Annotated in this window: 4 protein-coding genes and 1 tRNA gene; 3 read left to right on the top strand and 2 right to left on the bottom strand. The window is 63.8% G+C overall.

Annotation, left to right across the window (positions count from 1 at the left end; translation table 11 throughout):
- Together VGD20_RS01040 and VGD20_RS01035 are read left to right on the top strand one after the other, a co-directional pair.
- A partial coding sequence (locus tag VGD20_RS01040) for a hydrolase (RefSeq protein WP_331132673.1) occupies nt 1-621 on the top strand: 621 nt, incomplete at its 5' end.
- Nucleotides 622-689: 68 nt separating this feature from the next.
- The gene (locus VGD20_RS01035) at nt 690-1,370 is read left to right on the top strand and encodes a hydrolase (RefSeq protein WP_331132672.1); all 681 of its coding nucleotides are present in this window, start codon (nt 690-692) and stop codon (nt 1,368-1,370) included.
- 103 nt (nt 1,371-1,473) lie between these two features.
- Here VGD20_RS01035 and VGD20_RS01030 read toward each other — a convergent pair.
- Nucleotides 1,474-1,548 (bottom strand) — tRNA-Gln (locus tag VGD20_RS01030).
- Nucleotides 1,549-1,604: 56 nt separating this feature from the next.
- Nucleotides 1,605-2,690 carry a branched-chain amino acid aminotransferase gene (locus VGD20_RS01025; protein WP_331132671.1) on the bottom strand — a complete coding sequence of 362 codons (1,086 nt, stop codon included), beginning with the start codon at nt 2,688-2,690 and terminating at the stop codon, nt 1,605-1,607.
- Nucleotides 2,691-2,768: 78 nt separating this feature from the next.
- Between VGD20_RS01025 and VGD20_RS01020 the strand changes: the two genes are divergently transcribed.
- The coding region (locus tag VGD20_RS01020; protein ID WP_331132670.1) for a MarR family winged helix-turn-helix transcriptional regulator at nt 2,769-3,148 on the top strand (380 nt) is incomplete at its 3' end.

Here is a 3,148-nt window from a genome sequence, read left to right as displayed (position 1 = left end):
AACCCGAAGACCGACCATCTGCTGACTCCGCAGAATTCGGCTTTCATCATCATCGACTATCAGCCCGTACAGGTGAATTCGATCGCCTCGATGGACCGGCAGCTGTTGCTCAACAACATTGCCGGCTGCGCAAGGGCGGCGGTCGCTTATGATCTGCCGATCATTCATTCGACAGTGAATGTCGAAACGGGGCTCAACAAGCCGCCGGTGCCGCAGATCCGCAGGATTCTCGGCGACCATCCGACCTATGACCGCACAACGATCAACAGTTGGGAAGATATTGAATTTCGCAGGGCGGTCGAGGCGACGGGGCGCAGGAAACTGATCATGACTGCGCTGTGGACCGAGGCGTGCCTGACCTTTCCCGCGCTCGACGCGCTTGCGGAGGGCTATGAGGTCTATGTCCCCGTCGATGCCGTCGGCGGCACCTCGGTCGCGGCGCACGAGGCGGCGCTGCGCCGTATCGAGCAGGCGGGCGGAAAGTTGATCTCGGTCCCCCAGCTTTTCTGCGAGTTGCAGCGCGACTGGAAGCGCAGCGAGACCGTGCCCGCTTTCATGAATCTGTTCATTGAGACTGGCGGGACCGCCGGCATCCAGTTCTCTTACGACCAGGCCGATTAATCCCTCGCGCGTCCCGCCGGCCGGGCCGGAGTCCGGCTGGCGGGGCCGTAACCCGAAAGGAATATCCGATGTCCATCCCCGCAAACTTCAACGGTGCGCGCCCGGTGATCGATCCCGATGATGCCGCAATGCTGCTGATCGACCATCAAAGCGGCCTGTTCCAGACCGTTGCCGACATGCCGATGCCGGTGCTGCGCAGCCACGCCACCGCGCTCGCGAAAATGGCGACGCTCGCGAACATGCCAGTGATCACCACCGCGTCGGTGCCACAGGGGCCGAACGGCCCCCTCATCCCCGAAATTCACGACAATGCCCCGCACGCGAAATATGTCGCTCGCCGTGGTGAGATCAACGCGTGGGACAATCCCGACTTTGTCGCTGCCGTGAAGGAAACGGGGCGCAAGACGCTGGTCATCGCGGGAACGATCACCAGCGTCTGCATGGCCTTCCCGTCGATCAGCGCGGTGCAGGAGGGGTACAAGGTGTTCGCGGTCGTCGATGCGTCGGGCACCTATTCGAAGATGGCGCAGGAAATCACACTCGCGCGTGTTGTGCAGGCGGGAGTCGTGCCGATAGATACCGCCGCCGTCGCGTCCGAACTCCAGCATACGTGGCACCGCGACGATGCCGCCGAATGGGCGCAGGTCTATACGAAGATATTCCCGCCCTATCAGTTGCTCATCGAAAGTCATGCCAAGGCGCAGCAGGTCGCGACCGATCATGAAATTCTTGATTCGCAGCGCGGCTGATCGCGGGCGTCACGCACGCGACGCCGCCTAGCCATAACTCATTGTTTCTAAATTGCTCCAAGAGCCAGCTTGAGCGCTCTTGGAGCGTCCTGCTCGCACCGGCTGGCTGGGGCGGCAGGATTCGAACCTGCGAATGGCGGCATCAAAAGCCGCTGCCTTACCACTTGGCGACGCCCCAACGGGCCGGTGCGAGCGCGTCTATAACGCGCGCCGCATGATTGGCAAGGTCGCGGCTTAGAGGCGCGTCACCCAGCCGTGCGGATCGGCCGCGCGACCGCGCTGGATGTCGACGAGCTTGCCCTTGAGCATTTCCGTAACCTGCCCCGGGCCGCCGGCGCCGATCGTGAAGCTCGCTTCGCCGCGCGTCACCTTGCCCACCGGAGTTACCACCGCGGCGGTGCCGCAGGCGAAGCTTTCGGTCAACTTGCCGCTTTCCGCATCGGCCTGCCACTGGTCGATCGCATAGGGTCCCTCCCGCACCGTCAGGCCCGCATCACGCGCCAGCGTAATGATCGCGTCGCGCGTGATGCCCGGGAGAATGGTGCCGGTCAGCGGCGGCGTAACGATGCTGCCGTCGTCGAAAACGAAGAACATGTTCATTCCGCCCAATTCCTCGATCCAGCGATGTTCGGCGGCATCGAGGAAGACGACCTGGTCATGCCCCTTGGCGATCGCCTCGCGCTGCGCGACGAGGCTGGAGGCATAGTTGCCGCCGCATTTGGCGGCGCCGGTGCCGCCGGGCGCGGCGCGGGTATAATCTTCCGACACCCAGAGCGAGATCGCGGGGGCGCCCGACTTGAAATAATTACCGACGGGCGAGGTGATGACGAGGAACTGATATTCGGCCGCGGGTTTGACGCCGAGGAAGACCTCGCTCGCGAACATGAAGGGGCGCAGATAAAGCGCGCCGCCATCAACCGGCGGGAACCAGTGTGCATCGGCAGCGACGGCTTCCTTCACCGCGGCGATGAACAACTCCTCGGGCAGTTCGGCCATCGCCATGCGGCGCGCGCTCGCGTTGAAGCGTGCGGCATTGGCTTCGACGCGAAACAGCGCCATCGACCCGTCCTCAAGCCGGTACGCCTTGAGCCCCTCGAAGATTTCCTGCGCATAGTGGAGCACCGCGGTCGCCGGATCGAGCGACAGTGGCCCGCGGGGCATGACCTGGGGATCGTGCCAGCCCTGGCCTTCGGTGTAGCGGATCGACACCATATGGTCGGTGAAGACGCGTCCGAACACCGGATCGGCGATCGCCGCCGCCCGTACATCGTCCGCGATCAGATCGGAGTGCGGCAGATGGGTGAAGGCGGGAGCGGACATGCGGAAACACCTGTAGCTAGCGGGTTTATGGAGCGCGCCTCTTGCCAAAGACGGGCACGGCGCGCAACGGTAGCGACTATGCCGGATGAAAATTTTCTTTCACAAGTACCCGCCGCCTCTGCCCTTTTCTTGCGTGAAGAGGAGGTCCGCCGCGGCATCGAGTATCTGTTTTTCGCGCATGCCTCGCTGTGGCGCGCGATCGACGTGCGGCTGGCCGAAAAGGAGATCGGGCGCGCGCACTACCGCGCACTCTATTTCATCGCGCGGCAACCGGGATTGACGATTTCGGACCTGCTCGCCTTGCTCGGCATCACCAAGCAGTCGCTCGGGCGCGTCGTGAAGGAGCTGGAGGCGCGCGAATATCTGACGACGCGGCCGGGCAACCGCGACCGGCGGGCGAAGGAGCTCCGCCTCACCGACGCGGGGCGCGCGACCGAAAGCGCGATCTTCACGATGCT

Origin of the sequence: Sphingopyxis sp. (assembly GCF_036402335.1) — a bacterium.
Taxonomy (GTDB): Bacteria; Pseudomonadota; Alphaproteobacteria; order Sphingomonadales; family Sphingomonadaceae; genus Sphingopyxis.
This window is presented reverse-complemented; position numbering and strand designations above follow the sequence as displayed.